The organism is Streptomyces sp. AV19 (assembly GCF_015999245.1).
Taxonomy (GTDB): domain Bacteria; phylum Actinomycetota; class Actinomycetes; order Streptomycetales; family Streptomycetaceae; genus Streptomyces.
The window spans coordinates 641,605-658,613 of the sequence record NZ_JAEAMR010000007.1; the positions used below are offsets into that span (position 1 = coordinate 641,605).

21 protein-coding genes and 3 tRNA genes are annotated in these 17,009 nt (G+C 72.6%); 18 read left to right on the plus strand and 6 right to left on the minus strand.

Features of this window, described 5'->3' with window-relative positions:
* Positions 1 to 140 precede the first annotated feature (140 nt).
* The 8 genes from I5Q34_RS12520 (at position 141) to htpX (ending at position 8,887) form a co-directional block, all read left to right on the plus strand.
* Entirely contained in the window at positions 141 to 1,112 is a 972-nt protein-coding gene (locus I5Q34_RS12520; protein ID WP_199892265.1) for a complex I subunit 1 family protein, read from the plus strand.
* Complete coding sequence (locus I5Q34_RS12525; RefSeq protein WP_199892266.1) at positions 1,109 to 1,639, plus strand: NADH-quinone oxidoreductase subunit I; 531 nt, start codon at positions 1,109 to 1,111, stop codon at positions 1,637 to 1,639. Before I5Q34_RS12520 ends, I5Q34_RS12525 begins: the two co-directional genes overlap by 4 nt.
* A complete protein-coding gene (locus tag I5Q34_RS12530) occupies positions 1,636 to 2,196 on the plus strand; it encodes an NADH-quinone oxidoreductase subunit J (RefSeq protein WP_199892267.1) in 561 nt (186 codons plus the stop codon). Before I5Q34_RS12525 ends, I5Q34_RS12530 begins: the two co-directional genes overlap by 4 nt.
* 5 nt (positions 2,197 to 2,201) lie before the next feature.
* Positions 2,202 to 2,582: an NADH-quinone oxidoreductase subunit NuoK gene (nuoK, locus tag I5Q34_RS12535; protein WP_199892268.1), complete on the plus strand. Its 381-nt coding sequence runs from the start codon at positions 2,202 to 2,204 to the stop codon at positions 2,580 to 2,582.
* Positions 2,579 to 4,570, plus strand: a complete 1,992-nt coding sequence (locus I5Q34_RS12540; RefSeq protein ID WP_199892269.1) for an NADH-quinone oxidoreductase subunit L — start codon at positions 2,579 to 2,581, stop codon at positions 4,568 to 4,570. Before nuoK ends, I5Q34_RS12540 begins: the two co-directional genes overlap by 4 nt.
* A gap of 40 nt (positions 4,571 to 4,610) precedes the next feature.
* Entirely contained in the window at positions 4,611 to 6,191 is a 1,581-nt protein-coding gene (locus I5Q34_RS12545; RefSeq protein WP_199892270.1) for a NuoM family protein, read from the plus strand.
* Positions 6,191 to 7,735: an NADH-quinone oxidoreductase subunit N gene (locus I5Q34_RS12550; RefSeq protein WP_199892271.1), complete on the plus strand. Its 1,545-nt coding sequence runs from the start codon at positions 6,191 to 6,193 to the stop codon at positions 7,733 to 7,735. The genes I5Q34_RS12545 and I5Q34_RS12550 overlap by 1 nt, the downstream gene beginning before the upstream one ends.
* 282 nt (positions 7,736 to 8,017) lie before the next feature.
* A complete protein-coding gene (gene htpX / locus I5Q34_RS12555) occupies positions 8,018 to 8,887 on the plus strand; it encodes a zinc metalloprotease HtpX (protein ID WP_199892272.1) in 870 nt (289 codons plus the stop codon).
* On the opposite strand, the gene I5Q34_RS12560 is transcribed toward htpX, so the two are convergent.
* From I5Q34_RS12560 to I5Q34_RS12570, 3 genes are all read right to left on the minus strand, one after another.
* Complete coding sequence (locus I5Q34_RS12560; RefSeq protein WP_199892273.1) at positions 8,884 to 9,090, minus strand: hypothetical protein; 207 nt, start codon at positions 9,088 to 9,090, stop codon at positions 8,884 to 8,886. The genes htpX and I5Q34_RS12560 overlap by 4 nt on opposite strands.
* Before the next feature lie 110 nt (positions 9,091 to 9,200).
* Positions 9,201 to 9,551: a helix-turn-helix transcriptional regulator gene (locus tag I5Q34_RS12565; protein ID WP_374193005.1), complete on the minus strand. Its 351-nt coding sequence runs from the start codon at positions 9,549 to 9,551 to the stop codon at positions 9,201 to 9,203.
* Positions 9,523 to 9,759, minus strand: coding sequence for an alcohol dehydrogenase catalytic domain-containing protein (locus tag I5Q34_RS12570; RefSeq protein WP_307811669.1), 237 nt, complete (start codon positions 9,757 to 9,759; stop codon positions 9,523 to 9,525). The genes I5Q34_RS12565 and I5Q34_RS12570 overlap by 29 nt, the downstream gene beginning before the upstream one ends.
* A gap of 317 nt (positions 9,760 to 10,076) precedes the next feature.
* Between I5Q34_RS12570 and I5Q34_RS12575 the strand changes: the two genes are divergently transcribed.
* The 4 genes from I5Q34_RS12575 to I5Q34_RS12590 all read left to right on the plus strand — a co-directional run bounded on the left by I5Q34_RS12575 (position 10,077) and on the right by I5Q34_RS12590 (position 12,376).
* The gene (locus I5Q34_RS12575) at positions 10,077 to 10,469 is read left to right on the plus strand and encodes a YccF domain-containing protein (protein WP_199892274.1); all 393 of its coding nucleotides are present in this window, start codon (positions 10,077 to 10,079) and stop codon (positions 10,467 to 10,469) included.
* A 38-nt stretch (positions 10,470 to 10,507) separates the two neighbouring features.
* Positions 10,508 to 11,146, plus strand: a complete 639-nt coding sequence (locus I5Q34_RS12580) for a hypothetical protein (RefSeq protein WP_199892275.1) — start codon at positions 10,508 to 10,510, stop codon at positions 11,144 to 11,146.
* 110 nt (positions 11,147 to 11,256) lie between these two features.
* Positions 11,257 to 11,727: a DUF3574 domain-containing protein gene (locus tag I5Q34_RS12585; RefSeq protein ID WP_374193006.1), complete on the plus strand. Its 471-nt coding sequence runs from the start codon at positions 11,257 to 11,259 to the stop codon at positions 11,725 to 11,727.
* 154 nt (positions 11,728 to 11,881) lie between these two features.
* Complete coding sequence (locus I5Q34_RS12590; RefSeq protein WP_199892276.1) at positions 11,882 to 12,376, plus strand: cupin domain-containing protein; 495 nt, start codon at positions 11,882 to 11,884, stop codon at positions 12,374 to 12,376.
* Positions 12,377 to 12,474: 98 nt separating this feature from the next.
* On the opposite strand, the gene I5Q34_RS12595 is transcribed toward I5Q34_RS12590, so the two are convergent.
* Complete coding sequence (locus I5Q34_RS12595; protein WP_199892277.1) at positions 12,475 to 12,963, minus strand: YajQ family cyclic di-GMP-binding protein; 489 nt, start codon at positions 12,961 to 12,963, stop codon at positions 12,475 to 12,477.
* Between the two features lie 234 nt (positions 12,964 to 13,197).
* On the opposite strand from I5Q34_RS12595, the gene I5Q34_RS12600 reads away from it, so the two are divergent.
* Positions 13,198 to 13,279: transfer RNA gene (locus I5Q34_RS12600), tRNA-Tyr, on the plus strand.
* Between the two features lie 82 nt (positions 13,280 to 13,361).
* Here I5Q34_RS12600 and I5Q34_RS12605 read toward each other — a convergent pair.
* Together I5Q34_RS12605 and I5Q34_RS12610 are read right to left on the minus strand one after the other, a co-directional pair.
* Entirely contained in the window at positions 13,362 to 14,021 is a 660-nt protein-coding gene (locus I5Q34_RS12605; RefSeq protein WP_199892278.1) for an NAD(P)H-binding protein, read from the minus strand.
* Positions 14,022 to 14,053: 32 nt separating this feature from the next.
* Complete coding sequence (locus tag I5Q34_RS12610) at positions 14,054 to 15,331, minus strand: amidohydrolase family protein (RefSeq protein WP_199892279.1); 1,278 nt, start codon at positions 15,329 to 15,331, stop codon at positions 14,054 to 14,056.
* Positions 15,332 to 15,557: 226 nt separating this feature from the next.
* On the opposite strand from I5Q34_RS12610, the gene I5Q34_RS12615 reads away from it, so the two are divergent.
* The 5 genes from I5Q34_RS12615 to I5Q34_RS12635 all read left to right on the plus strand — a co-directional run bounded on the left by I5Q34_RS12615 (position 15,558) and on the right by I5Q34_RS12635 (position 16,988).
* Positions 15,558 to 15,630, plus strand: a tRNA-Thr gene (locus I5Q34_RS12615).
* A gap of 51 nt (positions 15,631 to 15,681) precedes the next feature.
* Positions 15,682 to 15,754: transfer RNA gene (locus I5Q34_RS12620), tRNA-Met, on the plus strand.
* 85 nt (positions 15,755 to 15,839) lie between these two features.
* Positions 15,840 to 16,004 carry a 50S ribosomal protein L33 gene (gene rpmG / locus I5Q34_RS12625; RefSeq protein ID WP_004571794.1) on the plus strand — a complete coding sequence of 55 codons (165 nt, stop codon included), beginning with the start codon at positions 15,840 to 15,842 and terminating at the stop codon, positions 16,002 to 16,004.
* A gap of 97 nt (positions 16,005 to 16,101) precedes the next feature.
* Positions 16,102 to 16,554 carry a MaoC family dehydratase N-terminal domain-containing protein gene (locus I5Q34_RS12630; protein WP_199892280.1) on the plus strand — a complete coding sequence of 151 codons (453 nt, stop codon included), beginning with the start codon at positions 16,102 to 16,104 and terminating at the stop codon, positions 16,552 to 16,554.
* Positions 16,554 to 16,988 carry a MaoC family dehydratase gene (locus tag I5Q34_RS12635; RefSeq protein ID WP_199892281.1) on the plus strand — a complete coding sequence of 145 codons (435 nt, stop codon included), beginning with the start codon at positions 16,554 to 16,556 and terminating at the stop codon, positions 16,986 to 16,988. Before I5Q34_RS12630 ends, I5Q34_RS12635 begins: the two co-directional genes overlap by 1 nt.
* Positions 16,989 to 17,009: the final 21 nt, after the last annotated feature.

A 17,009-nucleotide genomic window follows, 5' to 3' on the forward strand; every position in this document is an offset into this window, starting at 1 on the left:
GGTGTTCAGTGGTGTTTTTTTTTTTTTTGGGGGCGGGGGGCCGGGCCGGGCGGCTCCGCCCCCGGCGGCTAACCGGAACCCCGCGCCGACGGCGCGCAACGCGCGCCGAACGACAACGACCCCGCCGGAGGCGACCCCGCATGAGCAGCAGCGACACCCTCGACGTGGTGCTGCGCCTCCTGGCCCTGTTCGCCGTCTTCCTGGTGTTCCCGCTGCTCGTCGGGCAGGCGGAGCACAAGGTGATGGCCCATATGCAGGGGCGGCTCGGGCCGATGTACGCGGGCGGGTTCCACGGGTGGGCGCAGCTCGTCGCGGACGGCGTGAAGTTCGCGCAGAAGGAGGACATCGTCCCGGCCGACGCCGACCGGCGGATCTTCCAGCTCGCGCCGGCCGTCGCGCTGCTGCCGTACCTCCTCGTCCTGGTCGCGATCCCCATAGGTCCGGGCCGGGCCGTGGGCTGGTACATCGACGCGGGCGTCTTCTTCGTGCTCGCGGTGATGGGCGTCGGCGTGCTCGGCTCGCTCATGGGCGGCTGGGCGTCGGCCAACAAGTTCTCGCTGCTGGGCGGCCTGCGGACGGCCGCGCAGCTGATGGCGTACGAGCTGCCGATGCTGCTCGCCGCCGCGTCCGTGGCGATGGCCGCGGGCACGGTCTCGCTGCCGGGGATCCTGGACGCGTTCCACTGGTGGTGGGTGCCCTGGCAGATCGTCGGCGGCCTGGTGTTCTTCACCGCGGGCCTCGCGGAGCTGCAACGGCCGCCGTTCGACATGCCGGTGGCCGACTCGGAGATCATCTTCGGCGCGTACACCGAGTACACCGGCCTGCGGTTCGCGATGTTCCTGCTGTCCGAGTACGCGGGCATCGTCGTGCTGTCCGCCCTGACGTCGGCGCTGTTCCTCGGCGGCTGGCACGGCCCGTTCGGGGCCGACGGGCTCGGCTGGGTGTGGATGCTGCTGAAGTCGGCGGCGCTGGCGTTCGTCGTGATCTGGCTGCGGGTCACCTATCCGCGGCTGCGCGAGGACCAGCTGCAGAAGCTCGCCTGGACCGTGCTCATCCCGCTCGCCCTCGCGCAGATCGCGCTGACCGGCGTCGTCAAGGTGGCGATCTCATGAACATCCCCGGCAGCGGCCTCGCCAAGGGGCTGGCCGTCACCCTCCGCACACTCACCCGCCGCGCGGAGACCGTCCCGTACCCGGACGCGCAGCCCGAGCTGGCCCCCCGCACCCGCGGCGTGATCGGCCTGTTCGAGGAGAACTGCACGGTCTGCATGCTGTGCGCCCGCGAGTGCCCGGACTGGTGCATCTACATCGACTCCCACAAGGAGACCGTCCCGCCGGCCGCGCCCGGCGGCCGCGAGCGCAGCCGCAACGTGCTGGACCGGTTCGCGATCGACTTCGCGCTGTGCATGTACTGCGGCATCTGCGTCGAGGTGTGTCCGTTCGACGCCCTCTTCTGGTCGCCGGAGTTCGAGTACGCGGAGACGGACATCCGCGACCTCACCCACGAACGGGACCGGCTCCGCGAGTGGATGTGGACGGTGCCCGAGCCGCCCGCGCTCGACGCGGCGGCCGAGGAGCCGAAGGAGGTCGCGGCGGCCCGCAAGGCGGCCGAGAAGCTGGCCAAGGAGAAGGAAGCATGAGTACGGACACCGGTACCGCGGCGCTCGCCGCGAGCGGCTTCCTCTCCCCGAGCGGCATCGAGATCGCCTTCCTCCTGGTCGGCGTCGTCACCCTCGGCGCCGCCGTCCTGACCGTGACCACCAGGCAGCTGGTGCACGCCGCCCTGTGGCTGGTCGTGGCGCTGGGCGGACTGGCGGTGGAGTACCTGCTGCTGACGGCCGAGTTCATCGCCTGGGTGCAGGTGCTGATCTACGTCGGCTCCGTGGTCGTCCTCCTGCTGTTCGGACTGATGCTCACCAAGGCACCCATCGGCCGTTCCCCGGACGCCGACTCGGGCAACCGCCCGGTGGCGCTCGCGGTGGCCGGGGCCGCCGCGGTCGCCCTGGTGTGGGTGGTCGCGGACGCCTTCCGGTCCACCTGGATCGGGGTCCGCGGGCAGGTCCAGGGCTCGACGAAGGTCACCGGCGAGATGCTCTTCCGGTACTGGGTGCTGCCCTTCGAGGCGCTGTCCGTCCTGCTGCTCGCCGCGCTCGTCGGGGCGATCGTGCTGTCCCGCAAGGGCAAGGAAAAGGACTGACGCCGATGCACCTCGTCTACCCCGCGGTCCTGGCCGCGCTCCTCTTCTGCACCGGTCTGTACGGCGTCCTCGCCCGGCGCAACGCGGTCCTCGTCCTGCTGTCGGTCGAGCTGATGCTCAACGCCGTCAACCTCAACCTCGTCGCCTTCGACGTGTGGCTGAAGGACGAGCTCCACGCCGGACAGGCGCTCACCCTCTTCACCATCGCCATCGCCGCCGCCGAGATCGGCATCGGCCTGGCGATCGTCCTGCTCGTCCACCGCAACCGCGGCACCGCCGACATCGACCGGCTCCGCGACCTGCGCGAGGACGCGGACGCCCCAGACGAACCCCGGTCGGCCGGCGAGGACGCCGCGCGCGGGGAGAAGGCCGAGGCCGCCGCGTGACGACCACGACCACCGCCGCGCTCGTCCCGCTGCTGCCGTTCCTCGGCGCCGTCGGCGGCATCCTGGCCGGCCGCCGCGCCCCCGGGTTCGTCCGCCCGCTCGCCGTCCTGCCGACCGCCGTCGCCGCCGTGCTGGCCGTGGTGGTGGCCTGGCAGCAGGGCGGCGGCAGGCCGCTGGACGCGGCGACGCGGCTCACCCCGACCGGCTCCGTCCCCATCGACCTCGCCCTGCACCTGGACGGCTTCGCCGTCCTCGTCGCCGTGCTCGTCGGCGCCGTCGCCACCTGCGTGCAGGTCTACTCGACGGCGTACCTGCGCGACGACCCGCGCTACCCCTCCTACGCCGCGCTGGTGTCCCTGTTCACCTCCGCGATGCTGCTCGTCGTCTACTCCGGCGACCTGATGGTGCTGCTGGTCGGCTGGGAGGTCATGGGCATCTGCTCGTACTTCCTCGTCGGCCACTACTGGGAGACCGAGGCCGCGCGGGCCGCCTCCCTCAAGGCGTTCCTGGTCACCAAGCTCGGCGACGTCCCGTTCCTGATCGGCGTCTTCGCGCTCGCCGCCGACGCCGGGACCTTCCGGATCGACGGGATCGTGACCACCGCCGCGTCCGGCGGCCTGGCCCACCCCACGCTCGTCGCGCTGCTGCTGCTCGCCGGAGTGGCGGGCAAGTCCGCCCAGTTCCCGCTGCACACCTGGCTGCCCGACGCGATGGCCGGTCCCACGCCCGTCTCGGCGCTGATCCACGCCGCGACGATGGTCGCGGCCGGCGTCTACCTCGTGGCCCGGCTCCTCCCCGTCTTCGCCGCCTCCACGGCGGCCCTGGCGGTGCTCGCGGTCATGGCCGCGGTCACCATGGTCGGCTCGGCGCTGGCCGCGCTCGCCCAGGACGACATCAAGCGCGTCCTGGCCTATTCGACGGTCGGCCAGCTCGGCTACATGACCGGCGCCCTGGCCGTCGGCGACCGCGGCGCGGCCGTCTTCCACCTCATCTCGCACGGCGCGTTCAAGGCCCTCCTCTTCCTCGCGGCGGGCGTGGTCATCCACGCCGCCGGCACCAACTCGCTGGCCGCGACATCCCGCACCGGCGGGCTCGCACGGCGCGTCCCCGACGCGTACTGGACGATGACCGTCGCCCTTCTCGCGCTCGCCGCCGTCCCGCCCTTCAGCGGCTTCTTCTCCAAGGAGGCCGTCCTGGGCGCCGCCGAGCACGCCGCCCGCGGACAGGCCGACGGCATCCCCGGCGCGGTCGGCTGGACCGTCCTCGCCGCCGGGCTGGCCACCGCCGTCCTCACCGCCGGCTACGCCACGCGCCTGTGGCTCATGGGCTTCCACGGCAGGGGCCCCGAGGCCGCCGACCACGGCCGGGAGCCCCGCGCCATGACCGCCGTCCTGTGGGTCCTCCTCGTCCCCACCCTCGGGCTGGGCCTCGCCGCCTGGAAGCTCCCCGACTGGTTCGACGGGCACTCCCTCACCCCGACCCTCACCACCTCCCTCCTCGGCACCGGCTGCGCCCTCGTGGGCGTACTCGTCGTCCTCGCCGCCTGGCGGCGCACGCACGCGCTCGCCGCCCGCACCCCCATGGGCGCCGTCGCCGCCGACCCGGAGGCGGCCCCCGCCGTCTCCGAGGAGGAGGCGATCGCCACCCACGAGGCGGCGTACGGCAGCGTCTTCGGCGCCCAGGACCCGGCCGACCCCGGCCGGCTCCTGCTCGGCCCCCTCCACCGGCACGCCGCCGCCGGCTTCCACCTCGACGCCGTCGTCCGCGCCGTCGCCGTCCGGCCCGTGCTCGGCGCCGCCCGGCTCGCCCGGTTCCTCGACCGCGAGGTCGTCGAGGGCTACGTGCGCGCCGCGGGCACCGCGCCCGGGCTGCTGGGCGCGGCCGTCCGCCGGGCCCAGACCGGCAACACCCAGACCTACCTGGGCGTCCTGTTCGCGGGCTCCGTCGTCCTGGCCGTCGCCGCCGTCCTCGTAGCCTCCGGAGCCTGACCGTGAGCACTACCGTCCTCGTAGCCTCCGGAGCCCGACCGTGAGCACTACCGTCCTGCAGATCCTCCTCGCCGCGATCGTCGTCGTCCCCCTCCTCGGATCCGTCGCCGCCCTGCTCCCGGCCCCTCCCGGCCTCAAGGGCAGGAGCCCCGAACAGGCCGTCCTGCGGCACGGCGTCACCGTCACAGGCGCCGTGCTCGCCCTGTCCGTCGCCCTGGCCGCGGGCTTCGACCACGACCACCCGGCCAGGATGCAGGCCACCACCGACATCGGCTGGATCCCTGCCCTCGGTATCCGGATCCACCTCGGCGTCGACGGGGTCTCGCTCCCCCTCCTCGTCCTGACCTCGCTCCTCACCTTCCTCTGCGCGCTCCACAGCTACTTCCGCCGGCCTGAGGGCCCGTCACCCAAGGCGTACGTAGCGCTGCTGCTCCTGCTCGAAGGCGGCTCCCTCGCGAGCTTCGCCGTCCTCGACCTCGTGCTGTTCTTCCTGGCGTTCGAGACGGTGCTCGTCCCGATGTACTTCCTGATCTCCCGCTGGGGCGGCGAGGGAAGGGAGCGCGGCGCCTGGCGCTTCATCCTCTACACCCTGCTCGGGTCCGTCGTGATGCTGCTGGGCCTCCTCCTCGTCGGCATCAAGGGCGGCACGTTCGACATGGTGGCACTCGCCACTGACAACGGGTCCGGTCTGAGCCACTCCACGCAGGTCATCGCCGCTTTGGCGATCGGCGCCGGACTCGCCGTCAAGGCCCCGGTGTGGCCCCTGCACAGCTGGCTGCCCGACGCGCACACCTCAGCGCCGACCACCGGCTCCGTGCTGCTCGCCGGCGTCCTGCTGAAGATGGGCACCTACGGCCTCGTCCGCATCATGCTCCCCATCACCCCGGACGGCGCCCACACGCTGGCGCCGTACCTGGCCGCCCTCGCCGCCGTCGGCATCGTCTACGGCTCGCTGGTCTGCCTGGCACTGGCCCGCCGCGGGGCGAACGGCGACCTGAAACGCCTCATCGCCTACTCCTCCGTCGGCCACATGGGCTTCGTCCTGCTCGGCATCGCCACGCTCACCCCCACCGGGGTCAACGGCGCGCTGTTCGCCAACGTCGCCCACGGCCTGGTCACCGGCCTGCTGTTCTTCCTCGTCGGCGGCATCAAGGACCGCTGCGGCACCACGGACCTCGACCACCTCTCCGGCCCCACCGGCGCCGCCCTCTACGGCCGGGCGCCCCGCCTCGGCGGCCTCCTGGCCTTCGGCGCCGTCGCCTCGCTCGGCCTGCCCGGACTCGCCGGATTCTGGGGCGAGATGCTCGCCATGTTCGCCTCCTTCCGCCCCGCCGACGGGCTGAGCCGCCCCGCGTACCTGGTCTTCCTGGTCCTCGCCGGCCTCGGCACCCTGCTCACCGCCGCCTACCTGCTCGTCGTCGTGCGCCGCGTCTGCATGGGCGGCAACGGCGAGCAGCACCCGGCCGGGGCCGTCGGCCCGGCGCTCCCCGACGTCCGCCCGTACGAGTTCGCCGCCTGGACGCCGCTCGTCGTCCTCACCGTCCTCGCCGGCCTCTGGCCCGCGGCCCTCCTGGGCCTCACCGACCCGGCCGTGCAGCAGCTCCTCGGAGGGGGCAACTGATGGTTCTCCTCGCCGAATCCGCCGGAGCGCCCGTCTCGGTGGCCGCGCTGACCTCGCGCGTCGTCCAGTCCGTCGACTGGCTCGCCGTCGCCCCGCCGACGCTGCTCGCCCTCGCGGCGCTCGCGGTGCTCGTCGCCGACCTCTTCCTGCCGGCCGCGCGCAAGCCCGTCCTCGGCGCGGTCACCGTCGGCGGCATCGTCCTCGCCGGCCTCTCCCTGCTCCCGCTGCACGGCGGCACCCGCAGCACCTTCTGCCTCACCACCGGCAGCCACACGTGCAGTTACGAGGCCGACCGCTTCACCCTCGTCATCCAACTGCTGGTCATCGCCGGCGCGTTGCTGACCGCGCTGCTCTCCCACGACGCCGTCCGCGACGACCGGATGCCCGCCGGCGAGTACTGGTTCCTGCTCCTCTCCTCCGCCGCCGGCGCCGTCCTGCTGCCCGCCTCCCGCGACCTCGCCACCCTCGTCGTTGCCCTGGAGGTCGCCTCGCTGCCCGCCTTCGCCCTCGTCGGCCTGCGCCGCGGCGACCGGCGCTCCTCCGAGGCGGCGCTGAAGTTCTTCCTCTCCTCGGTCACCGCCACCGCCGTCACGCTGCTCGGCGTCAGCTTCGTCTACGCGGCCACCGGCACGCTCCACCTGACGGACATCGCCCACAGCCTCGGCGACATCGACCCGCGGCTGGCCGTCCTCGCCCGCACCGGCGTCGTGCTGACCCTCGTCGGCTTCGCCTTCAAGACGGCCGCCGTGCCCTTCCACTTCTGGGTCCCGGAGGCGTACGTCGGGGCACCGCTGCCCGTCGCCGGGTACCTCTCGGTGGTCGGCAAGGCCGTCGGCTTCACCGGCATCGCCCTCGTGACGGTCGTCGCGTTCCCGTCGTACGCGAACGTGTGGGGCCCGGCCCTGGCCGTCCTCGCCGCCGTCACGATGACCGCCGGCAACGTCGCGGCGCTGCGCCAGCGGCCCGACCGGCGGCACGGCGCGGTCCGGCTGCTCGCCTGGTCCTCCGTCGGCCAGGCGGGATACCTGCTCGTCCCGCTGGCCGCGGCCGGGTACGCGCGGGAGCCCGGCCGGGCGATCGGCTCCACCGTCGCGTACGCGCTGATGTACGCGGCCGTGAACCTCGGCGCGTTCGCGGTCGCCGCCCTCGTGGCCCGGACGAACCCGGCGCAGCGCCTCGCCGACTACCGCGGCCTCTACGCCCGCCGCCCGCTCGCGGCCCTGTGCCTGGCCTTCTTCCTGCTCTGCCTGGCGGGCCTGCCGCCGGGCGTCATCGGCCTGTTCGCGAAGGTGACGGTCTTCTCGGTGGCGGTGGACGCGGGGCTGGGGTGGCTGGCGGTGGTCATGGCGGTGAACGTCGTGATCGCGCTGTACTACTACCTGCAGTGGACGGCGGTGCTGTTCCGCGCGCCGGAGGGCTCGCCGGAGGCGGTGCGGGTGCCCGCCCCGCTGGGCGCGGCGATCGGCCTGGCGGCCGTGGCGGGTGTGGTCCTCTCGGGCGCCCCGCAGCTGGTCCTGCGCTTCGCGTCGGGGACGCTGCTGTAGGGGTTGTGCCCCGCTCCCGCCCTTTCACCGTTTCCCGGGGAGACCTCGGACCCCAAGCGCCCTTCGGACGCTGTCCTCAAGCGCGAAGCCGCGTTGCCCCGCGCGGAGCGCGACGAGAAACGGTGAAAGGGCGGGGCCGGGGCAAAACCCTCCGGCGTTCACCTGAACGCCGACGCCCACCCCCGTGCACAAGGGAACTAGCATCCCCCGCCTCGCGTTGACCAAAGCGAAAGGTTCCACTGGTTCAAGGGTTCCCCTGCCGCACCACTTGGAGGGCGTACCGTGCACCGCCGGCACAACGGGCTCAGGACTGCCGTGCTCCTCGGGGGGCTGTCCGCGCTCATCATCGTCATCGGCAGCGCCTTCGGCCGCACCGGCCTGGTCGTCGCCGTCCTCCTCGCCCTCGGCACCAACGCCTACGCGTACTGGAACAGCGACAAGCTCGCCCTCCGCGCCATGCGCGCCCGCCCCGTCAGCGAGTTCGAGGCGCCGCAGCTCTACCGCATGGTCCGCGAGCTCTCCACCGCCGCCCGCCAGCCCATGCCCCGCCTCTACATCTCGCCGACCGAGGCCCCCAACGCCTTCGCGACCGGCCGCAACCCGCGCAACGCCGCCGTCTGCTGCACCGACGGCATCCTGCGCCTCCTCGACGAGCGCGAGCTGCGCGGCGTCATCGGCCACGAGCTGAGCCACGTCTACAACCGGGACATCCTCATCTCCTCCGTCGCGGGCGCCCTCGCCTCGGTGGTGATGTTCCTGGTGAACTTCGCCTGGCTGATCCCCTTCGGGCGGTCGGACGACGACGAGGGCCCGGGCATCATCGGCATGATCATGATCATGCTGCTGGGCCCCATCGCGGCCTCCCTCATCCAGCTCGCCGTCAGCCGCTCCCGCGAGTACGAGGCCGACGCGTCCGGCGCCCGCCTCACCGGCGACCCGCTCGCCCTCGCCTCGGCCCTGCGCAAGCTGGAGGCCGGCACCCGGCAGCTCCCACTCCCGCCCGAGCCCCGCCTCGAAACCGCGAGCCACATGATGATCGCGAACCCGTTCCGCCCGGGCGAGGGCATGTCCAAGCTCTTCTCCACCCACCCGCCGATGACCGAGCGGATCAGCCGCCTGGAGCGGATGGCCGGCGGCGGCCGGGGCCGCTAGCCGGAGACCGGCTGGCCGTTGTAATCGCCTCCGTCGCAGATGAACTTGAGCTCCCAGTCGTCCGTGATGTCGACCGGGGTGGGCGTGCCACCCCCGGCCACGCACTTGTCCCAGTCGACATCGGTCGGCTGTGCCTGCGCGACAGTGATGGTCCCGAGCACACTCACAGCGGCCAGCGCCACCGCAACGATCGCTCTGCGCATGATTCCTCCCGGCTGACGGGGGTGACGACATCCGCCGAACGGCGGCACGCCCACCATCGCCGTCCCACCGCCCCGCGGCGCGCTGCGCTACGCCGAACGGGCGACCCGCGTCAGGCCGCCGCCCGCTCCCGGGCCGCCCTCCGGTACCCGCCCGGCGCCTGCCCGTACGCCCTCTTGAAAGCTTTCGCGAACGCGAACTCGGATCCATAAGCCGTCCGCTCCGCCACCGTCGCCAGCGGCGCGTCGGACTCGCGCGGCAACTGCGCCGCCACCGTCATCCGCCAGCGCGTCGGATACGCCACCGGCGGCTCCCCGACCAGCGTCGTGAACCGCCGGCGAAGGCCGCGCGGGACAGCCCCGACCGCTCGGCCGGCGACTCCGCCGTCCACGCCGCCCCGGGCGCCTCGTGGACGGCCGTCGGCGCCGGGACGACTACGGGGTCGCCGAGGGCCGCCGCCCACCCCTCACGTCCGACACATCCCACCCGACCCCGAACGGCGGCTCGCCCAGCAGCGGGAACGCCCCCGACCGCACGGCCACGTCCACCGGGTTCACGGCACTCGCGTGCACCCTGACGAGCACCTCACCGGCGCCCGGCACGGGCCGCCCGGCCTCCACGACCTCGAGCACCCCGGGACCGCCGAAGGACTTCTGGATCACAGCACGCATGGGGACACTCCCTGAACTCCGAACCGGTCGGCCGGCTTGATGCGAGCACCGCAGGGAGCCGGGGCGAGCGTCCGAATGGCCTTCCGTCCCGGAAACATGTCCCGGCGTCTTCCGGCACCGTTTCGCGAGGCACGCACGGCATCGGGCACCCACGACACCGGGCACCACGACACCGGGCACCGACCGTCGCGCACCGACCCGTAAGCAACCCGTGACGCGTCCGCCGACCACCGCCCCACCTGCGGAAAGACGCAACCATGCGCCACCGCTCCGGCGTCTCAGTGGCCGATGAATCATTCGCGTGGAAGGCTGTATTCATGAGGCTCATCCTGAATGTCATCTGGCTGGTCCTCTGTGGCTTCTGGATGGCGATCGGCTACGTCGTCGCAGGTCTGATCTGCTGCCTCCTCATCATCACCATCCCCTTCGGCATCGCCTCCTTCCGCATCGCCTCCTACGCGCTGTGGCCCTTCGGCCGGACGACGGTCGAGCGGCGGGACGCCGGTGCCGGGTCGTTGATCGGCAACGTCATCTGGATCGTCTTCGCGGGCTGGTGGCTGGCGCTCGGCCACATCGTCACCGGCATCGCCCTCTGCGTCTCGATCATCGGCATCCCGCTGGGCATCGCGAACTTCAAGCTGATCCCGATCTCGCTGATGCCGCTCGGCCGTGAGATCGTGCCGACGGACCAGCCCTTCGCGACGCGCTGACGACCGGAGGGCATCGGCCGTGATGAGAGGATCGATTCATGGCTGTTTCCACCGAGATCGTCCGTGACGCGGGCGACGAACGAACCCTCGCGGTCGTCCTGGGGCACGACGACGAGACCAACGCGCTCACCGGATCGGTGACGTTGCTCGACCTGGGCGCCGACGACCCCGCCCTCAGGATCGTCGCGCTGCCGGAGGCGTCCGGCGACGCCCTGGTGCCGCTGATGCGGGAAGCGGCGGCGGTCGCCCGCGAGGCCGGCGGAACGGTCCTGCGGTGGGTCACGGAGTCGGAGGAGGCGGACCGGCCGGCCCTGGAGGAGCTCGGCGCCGTCGAGGGCGACGAGGTCCACCGCTGGTGGCGGCTGGAACTGACGCCCTCCGGCCCCGCGCCCGACGGCGCCGCCGCCTTCAGCGTGACGCGCGAAGACGCCGTCTTCGACGTCGAGTTCGACGGCGACGCGGCGATCCTGGCGCACGACCGCGAGGACGAGGGCACCGCCGCCGCCCTCGCGGAGCTCACCGCCGCCGCGCTGGAGAAGCTGCGCGCCGAGCACCCCGGGACGCGCGAGGTCCTCGCCTACGCCGCCCCGGACGACGACCACCTCAACTCGGCGCTGTCCGCCGCCGGTTTCGCCCCGACGCGGCAGCGGGCCGTGGAGTACCACCTGCCCCTGTAAGCAGTCCGTTTTCGGCCAACGTCACGCCTTTTCCTGTCGAACTCCCCGGCTCGCATCAGAGTTGGGGAGCCGCGCACCGTCCGCGCGGCCCGACGGAAGGGAACCGTTCAGTGCCGATCAGCAAGCCGCGGCTGCGCGCAGCCGCCGTGACCACCGCCGCCGTCCTCGCCGTGGGGGCGCCCACGGCGTACGCGGCCCTCGATCCGGGCGGCGACACGTCCACCACCACCCGGTCCGCGGTCGTGCGCGGCAAGCCCTACGTCGGCACCCACCTCTACTTCGGCACCGGGCGCAACGACGGCAGGCCGGACGTGACGGAGAAGCAGTTCCTGGCGTTCGTCACCAAGGTCGTCACGCCGAGATTCCCGGACGGACTGACCATCGAGAACGCCCGCGGCCAGTGGCGCGACGCGAAGGGCGTGGTCATCCGCGAGCGCTCCTACGAACTGACGCTGCTCTACCCGAAGTCCCAGGCCCGGACGAAGGACACGGGCATAGAGGCCATCCGCTCCGCCTACAAGAAGGAGTTCCGCCAGGAGTCGGTGATGCGGGCCGACGAGCCGGCGAACGTCGACTTCTGACCGGCCGGCCGGACCGCCGACCGGTCCCGGATTGACCTCGGATTCCCGGGTGGAATTGCACCACGGTCAAGGTCTTTGGGCTCCATAGAGTTGTTCTTGCAACGAGGAACGACGGAACGGTCGAAACGACCGAACGACAACGGGAGACCCGGACATGACCGGCACGAACCACGCCGTACTGACCCGCGCCGCCGAGGCGGAGACCGCGAGCGACCCCAGCAGCGTCATGACCCTCCTGGCCGACGCCGACGCCACCGGCGGGCAACTGACCAGCTACCGCTCGCGGTTCACCGAGGGGGCCGTCGGCGCCCCGGCGCACTTCCACACCCGCGCCTCCGAGCTCTTCTACGTCCTCGACGGCGCGCTGCGGGTGCTGGTGGGCGAGGAGGTCACCGTGCTCAACGCCGGCGACTTCCTCGTCGTACCGCCGCACACCCCGCACGCCTTCGCCGCCGCCTCCGGGCACGAGGCGGACGTGCTGTTCGTCTTCACGCCCGGCCTGCCGCGCTTCGACTACCTGCGGCTCCTGGGCCGGGTCATGCGCGGCGAGGCGGACCCCCGCGAGATCCGGGAGTCCTCCGAGCGCTTCGACAACCACTACGTGGACAGCCCGGCCTGGCGGGCCGAGCTCGAAGGGCGCACGGCCTGAAGCGGCACGGAACGGCCTGAAGCGGACGAGGGCGCGCCGCGGAAGGTCGGGAACCTTCCCCGGCGCGCCCTCGTACCGTCGCCTCGAGTCGGCGGCAACTAGCGGTAGTTGACGAACTGGAGGGCGAAGTCCAGGTCCTTGCCCTTCAGCAGGGCGATGACGGCCTGGAGGTCGTCGCGGCTCTTGGAGGAGACGCGCAGCTCGTCGCCCTGGACCTGGGCCTTGACGCCCTTGGGGCCCTCATCGCGGATGATCTTGGCGACCTTCTTCGCGTTCTCCTGGGTGATGCCGTCCTGGAGCGAGGCGAAGATCTTGTACTCCTTGCCGGAGAGCTGCGGCTCGCCCGCCTCCAGCGCCTTCAGCGAGATGCCCCGCTTGACGAGCTTGGTCTGGAAGATGTCGAGGACCGCCTTGACGCGGTCCTCGCCGTTGGCACGCATCTCGATCTTGTCGCCGGACCAGGCGATGGACGCTCCGACGCCCTTGAAGTCGTAGCGCTGCGAGATCTCCTTGGCGGCCTGGTTGAGGGCGTTGTCGACCTCCTGCCGCTCGACCTTCGAGACGATGTCGAAACTGGAGTCGGCCATATTGAGTTGGCTCCTCGTGCGTAGATTCCGTCAGGGACGCGGCGTGGGGCGTCCCGCGGAGCGCCGCCCGGCGGTACCGCCGGACCGGGCCGGGGACGGCCGCCCCGCAAGCCTAGTCACCCGGGGGCGGATCGGGCGGCTGCGAACCGAGTGGCGGAGCACCCCTGGTCATCGGGTATGGTTTACGTCGTTGCCGCAGGGGACTCGAAAGGGAATCCGAGGCGACGAACCCATGGCGGTGTGCCCGAGTGGCCAATGGGAGCGGACTGTAAATCCGTCGGCTTAGCCTACCCAGGTTCGAATCCTGGCGCCGCCACCGGTTGAGGCCCCCGTCCTTTCGAGGACGGGGGCCTTTCCGTATGCGGTTCAGCCGTATGCGATTCCAGCCGTATGCGGTTCTAGCCTTCCGCGGCGGCCCGTACCGCCTCGCCCACCGGCGTCGTGCCGCCGATCAGTTCCAGCGTGCGGCCGACCGTGCCCGGCTCCTCCAGCAGCGCGGCCAGGACGGCCGCCACGTCGTCCCGGGTCACCTCGCCGTACCCGGTCTCGCCCAGGGCGACCAGGCCGGTGCCCGGCTCGTCGGTCAGCCGGCCGGGGCGCAGGACCGTCCAGTCCAGGCCCGCCCGGGAGCGCACGTCCGCGTCGGCCGCGCCCTTGGCGCGCAGGTAGGTGGCGAAGACGGGGTCGGTGCCCGCGGGCGGCTCGCGGTCGGCGCCCATCGCGGAGACGACGACGAAGCGCCGCACCCCGGCGGCCTCCGCCGCGTCGGCGAAGAGCACGGCGGCGGCGCGGTCCACGGTGTCCTTGCGGGCGGTCCCGCTGCCGGGGCCCGCGCCGGCCGCGAAGACGGCCGCGTCGGCGCCCTCCAGGTGCCGGGCGATGTCCTCGACGGAGGCCGACTCCAGGTCGCAGACGACGGGTTCGGCCCCGGCGGCGAGCAGGTCGCCCGCCTGTTCGGTCCGGCGGATGACGCCGGAAACCTCGTCACCGCGCGCGGCGAGCAACCGCTCCAGCCGCAGCGCGATCTGTCCATGTCCACCAGCGATCACAATGCGCATGATCCGACCGTACGCCGGGGCGCCGCACGGGGTCAGGAGGGCTCCCCGCCGCGCGGCGACTGCCGGGGCAGCTCCAGCGCCGTCGTCCCCGCGCAGTGCCGGAACTCGCGGATCGCGCTGGTGCGGGCGACCACCCGGCCGCGGTGCACCACCAGTCGGCTGTAGCCGAGCGAGAGCACCCCGGCGATCCCGCCGCCGCGGACGGCCAGCAGCTCGGCCGGGAAGCCGGCCTCCACCCGCACCTCGGCCAGGCCCATCGCCGCCCGCGCCTGCCCGCTGACGGCCTCGTACGCCTCCTCGGGGTCCAGCTCGCCGCGCGAGGCGAGCAGGAAGGCGGCCTCCAGCGGATCGCCGCGGCCGACGGGGTTGGCCGCGTCGCGGACGGCCCCGCTGCCCGCGGTGACGCGGACGCCCGCGGCGCGCAGCAGCCGGACGGGCGCGGAGTGGGAGACGCGGTAGCGGGTCCGGGCGGCCACCCCGCAGTCGCCCTGCGGCAGGCAGGCCACGGTCACCCCGGCGGCGGCGAGTTGTTCGGCGGCGCGCACGGCGGTCTCGCGCGGCAGCCGGGCGAGACCGCCGCAGGGGCCGAGGGTGACGGCCGGGCGCAGCCCGCCGGCCATCGCGGCCAGCCGGGCCAGCCGGGGCGGGTCGTCGGCGTCGGTGTGCAGGTCCACGGCGCAGCCGTGCTCGGCGGCGACCCGCAGGACGGTCTCGGCGTAGCCGGTGGGGTCCGGGTCGAGGTCGGGGCAGCCGCCGACCGCGGTGGCGCCCATCTTGACCGCGTCCCGCAGCATGGCCAGGCCGTCGGCCCCGGCGACGCCGGTGAGCAGCCGGGGGACGGCGACGGCGGTCAGGTCGGTGAGTTCGCGCAGGGCCCGGCGGGCGGCCAGGAAGCCTTCGAGCGAGCGCAGGCCCTGGACGTCGCCGACGCGGACGTGGGAGCGCAGCGCGGTGGCGCCGTGTCCGAGCTGGAGCAGGGCGGCCTCGGTGACGCGCCGCTGGACGTCCTCGACGCCGTCGGGGACGGGACCGTCGAGATCGGCGGTGAGCGCGGTGTCGCAGTGCGCGTGCGGGTCGGCGGGGGCGGGCAGGAGCAGGTAGCCGGAGAGGTCGCAGCGCACGCCCGGGGCGAGGCTGCCGGCCGTGCCGACGGCCTCGATGCGGCCGCCGCTGAGGCGGACGTCGACCACGCGGCCGTCGGCGAGGTGCGCGTCACAGAGCACCAGGGGGTTCTCGCCGGGGCCGCCGCCGGGCGGGGACGTGGCGTCGCCGTCGGGGTTGCGTGCGGGCTGCGGCTGGTTGTCGGGCATTGCGCTCCCTACGGGCCGGGGCAGGCGTTCACGCAGCGTGGTCCGAGCCTAGGACGCGTACGGAGCGGGTTCGGGGAGGGCGGCGACCGGCGGGCAATAGTCGTACCGGAGCGGCTCGCGGGGCGGGCGGGACCGCGGTGCGCGGGGGCCTGCGGGCCGCCGGGCCGGGGGCCTCCGGATACGGATTTCACCTTCGGCCGCAGACCGTGTAATGTCTTCCTCGCTCGCCCCAATAGCTCAGTCGGCAGAGCGTCTCCATGGTAAGGAGAAGGTCAACGGTTCGATTCCGTTTTGGGGCTCTGGTGTGAGAGGTCTCCCCGCCTTCGGGCGGGGAAGTTCTCCCGCATCACAGCGGTGTAGCTCAGTCGGTAGAGCAAGCGGCTCATAATCGCTGTGTCACCGGTTCAAGTCCGGTCACCGCTACACATAGTAGCCGATTGCGGGGTCGGTCCTCCGATCGGCTACTCTTGTCTGCGTTAATCCGTCCATCCGTCAAGGAGCACTTCACGTGGCTGCCACCGACGTCCGCCCGAAGATCACGCTGGCCTGCGTGGAGTGCAAGGAGCGGAACTACATCACCAAGAAGAACCGGCGCAACGACCCGGACCGTCTGGAGATGAAGAAGCACTGCCCGCGTTGCAACGCGCACACCGCGCACCGCGAAACGCGATAAAAACGCAGCACCCTCGTTCATGAGGCCGTCCCCGATCACTGGGGGCGGCCTCATGGCATATCCCACGGCGTATCCCCACCCAGGAGGTGCCGAGCCGATGGCGCTCGATCAGTCCTTCGTCGGACGGACCTATCCGGCCACCGCCCCGTACGAGGTCGGCCGGGAGAAGATCCGTGAGTTCGCCGAGGCCGTCGGCGACGACAGCGCGGTGTACACCGATCCCGCCGCCGCCCGGGCGCTCGGGTATCCGGACGTGATCGCCCCGCCGACCTTTGTGTTCGCCGTCACCTTCAAGGCCGCCGGCGAGGTGATCCAGGACCCGCAGCTGGGCCTGGACTACAGCCGGGTCGTCCACGGCGACCAGCGCTTCGCCTACACCCGCCCGGTGCGCGCGGGGGACCGGCTGACGGTCACCTCCACCATCGAGACGATCAAGTCGATGGCCGGCAACGATCTTCTGACCATTCGCGGCGAGGTGCACGACGAGCACGGTGAGCACGTCGTGACCGCCCACACGATGCTGGTGGCGCGCGCCGCCGAGGAGGCGTGATGACCGCCCGGATCTCCTACGACGACGTCGAGGTCGGCACGGAGCTGCCGGCCGGGACCTTCCCTGTGACGCGCGACACCCTGGTGCGCTACGCCGGTGCCTCGGGCGACTTCAACCCGATCCACTGGAACGAGAAGTTCGCCAAGGAGGTCGGGCTGCCGGACGTGATCGCGCACGGCATGTTCACCATGGCCGAGGCGATCCGCGTGGTCACCGACTGGACCGGCGACCCGGGCGCCGTCGCCGAGTACGGGGTGCGCTTCACCAAGCCGGTCGTCGTGCCCAACGACGAGAAGGGCGCGGTCATCGAGGTCAGCGGCAAGGTCGCGGCCAAGCTGGACGACGAGGCGCGGACCGTGCGGGTGGACCTGGTGGCGACCAGCGACGGTCAGCGCGTGCTCGGCATGTCGCGGGCCGTGGTGCGGCTGGCGTAGGCGCCGCGACAGGCCCTTGCG